Here is a 2,745-nt window from a genome sequence, read left to right as displayed (position 1 = left end):
CCAGTTGCGCAATATGCAGGTACATCAGGGTAGTATGGATGTCGACATGACCGAGCAGGTCTTTCAAAGTCATGATGTCCATGCCCATTTCCAGCAGATGGGTAGCGTAGGTATGGCGAAGCGTGTGCGAAGTTACCCGCTTCTGAATCCCGGCCCGTTTCACAGCCTGGGTAATGACCCACTGCACACCGGTTTCAGAAAATTGCTGCAACTGTCCTGTATTAGTTTTTCCGTTAAACAGCCACACATAAGGAGGCTCAGCCTGCAGATAGGCGCGCAGTCCACGCACCAGGTGCCCGCCAAGCGGTACATAACGGTCTTTCCGGCCTTTGCCTTCGCGAACATGCAACTGCGAACGGTCCAGGTCAACATCGGCCAGTTTGATGTTCAGCAGCTCGTGGCGACGTAGTCCGCAGCCATACAGCAGGCCCAGGATCAACCGGTGTCGAAGCAGCACAGGTGTTTTCAACAGGCGCCTGACTTCCTGCTGGCTCAATACAACGGGCAGCTTCTTCGGAAGCTTCATTTTAGGCAGGAACACCTGTTTTTGCGGCATACCCATCGCCCGGTAGGCAAAACGAAGCCCGTAAACGGTGTGCTTAAAATAACTTTCGGAAGGTGTGCGGCTTTGCGTTTTGATCAGGTGGAGGTAGTCCAGCACCTGATCTTCCTCAAGATCCAGTGGATTGCATCGAAAATGAAGGGCCATCGTGGCCAGGCAACGGGAATAGTTGTTAAGGGTACTCTTACTTTTGCCTAAAAGCTCAACATGACGTTGCAGCTTTTCATAAACTTGCTTAAATTCAGGGAGTGAAAAACAAGCTTGCTCAATTAACGTGGTGCTTTTTTTTCATCTTGATTAAATTTTAATGAACACTAAAGGTACTGGAGCCTGAGCACTTTAGCTACCTTTAGGTTTCGTTCAATAATGGCTATAAGTAATTGCTTGTTCTCGCCTGAGCGAAGGATTTGCTTCCCGAATTTGTGTTCCGGAAGCCGGTTTCCGAGTTTTCTTTCGCAACCGGGCAAAGCTCCGCCAGGCCCCGTTGTCAAGACCTCGATATGAACTGATAATACAAGAATATTTGAGGTTTTTAGACAGACTGCCGTTGTGCACAAGCAAAAGAAACGACATCGCGCTATCTCAGTGTCGTATAGTTATAACTATTGGTCATTACGATATTGATTTGTATCTTTGAAATAAAAAAAGATGTTTGACAGAACAATAGAAAATACGATAAATGAAAAGGTAAACGGAGGAAAGGCAATAGTTGTTGTGGGTGCAAGACAAGTTGGAAAAACAACCCTGCTAAACAAGATTTTGTCAAATAAGGACTATTTGTTTCTTGATGCGGATGACCCGGCAATAAGAAATCTTTTGCAAAGTCCAACAACAGAACAAATTCGGACATTTCTCGGAGATTACAAGTATGTTTTCCTTGACGAAGCTCAAAGAATACCAGGAATAGGTTTGACTTTAAAAATCATTACTGACCAATTCAAACAAGTTCAGCTTTTTGTAAGTGGTTCTTCATCGTTTGATCTAGGCAATGAACTGAATGAGCCTTTGACCGGTAGAAAATGGGAATATGAATTGTTCCCCATATCTTGGGAGGAGTACGAAAACAAAATAGGATTTATAAAAGCTGAACAACAAATCGAAAATAGAATACTCTATGGACTTTATCCAGAAGTTGTTAATAATCAAGGAAAAGAACGAGAAACTTTAAAAAACCTTGTTAATAGTTACTTGTATCGTGACATTTTAGCATTTTCTGATATTAGAAAACCTGAAGTTCTTGAAAAGTTACTACAAGCACTGGCTTTACAAATGGGAAGCGAGGTGAATTACAATGAGATTTCACAGCTGATTGGAATTAATAAAATTACAGTTCAAAAATATATCGAGATTTTAGAAAAAGGATATATAGTCTTTAGGCTTAATAGCTTTAGTCGGAATATTAGAAATGAAATTAAGCAAAACCGAAAGATTTACTTTTATGACAATGGTATCAGAAATATGCTAATTAGTAATTTTAATCAACTGGATTTGAGAGTAGACAAAGGAGCATTATGGGAAAACTTTTTAGTATCTGAAAGGCGGAAACAAAATCTATATAAAGACACTTTTGCTAAAATGTACTTTTGGAGGACAAAACAGCAACAAGAAATTGATTTTGTAGAAGAAAATAATGGACAAATAACTGGATTTGAGTTCAAATGGAACAATAAAAAAACGAAATTTCCTCAGAATTTCATGGATACTTATAAAGCTGAGGGACATGTAATTGATAGAAATAATTTTAGAGAATTTGTAAAAATATAGCAATGCCAGTGCACAACAATTAAGCGTTCGGCCAGTGCGCAGCACAGTGGCTGAACCGGGTGTTGACGTAAACCGGGATTGATAGCCGAAGCAAGTATTATGGGTTTTTCGATGGAAAGTAAGATATGTAGCCTGACCACGATGGTCGGGCGTTTTTGGTTTTGGCAGATACTGCTCCTGTTTTCTAGGCTTTGAGCGAAGGATTTACTTCCCGGATAGTTAGGGACTGCTCTGACTACACCTTTTCGTCTTAAACGGAATTTGATGCGCTATTCAAAGGTCTGGACGAAATTAAAGGTGAAGCCTTTCTATGATGACCGAAGTAGAAAACAACAAAAAGAAAAAAGAATCACAATTACTACGACCAGTAAAAAGAAAAAATACAGAAACCACTTCGGGATAATCGCATGCTTGTTTAT

General features: G+C 40.7%; 2 protein-coding genes. One reads left to right on the top strand and one right to left on the bottom strand.

The window, feature by feature from the left end; all coding sequences use genetic code 11:
- Positions 1 to 709, bottom strand: a 709-nt coding sequence (locus AC37HE_RS04190) for a tyrosine-type recombinase/integrase (protein ID WP_500781530.1), incomplete at its 3' end; no start/stop codon positions are given.
- A 501-nt stretch (positions 710 to 1,210) separates the two neighbouring features.
- Here AC37HE_RS04190 and AC37HE_RS04185 point away from each other — a divergent pair.
- A complete protein-coding gene (locus AC37HE_RS04185; RefSeq protein WP_500781529.1) occupies positions 1,211 to 2,326 on the top strand; it encodes an ATP-binding protein in 1,116 nt (371 codons plus the stop codon).
- Positions 2,327 to 2,745 lie beyond the last annotated feature (419 nt).

The organism is Mangrovibacterium sp. (assembly GCF_059905295.1).
This window is presented reverse-complemented; position numbering and strand designations above follow the sequence as displayed.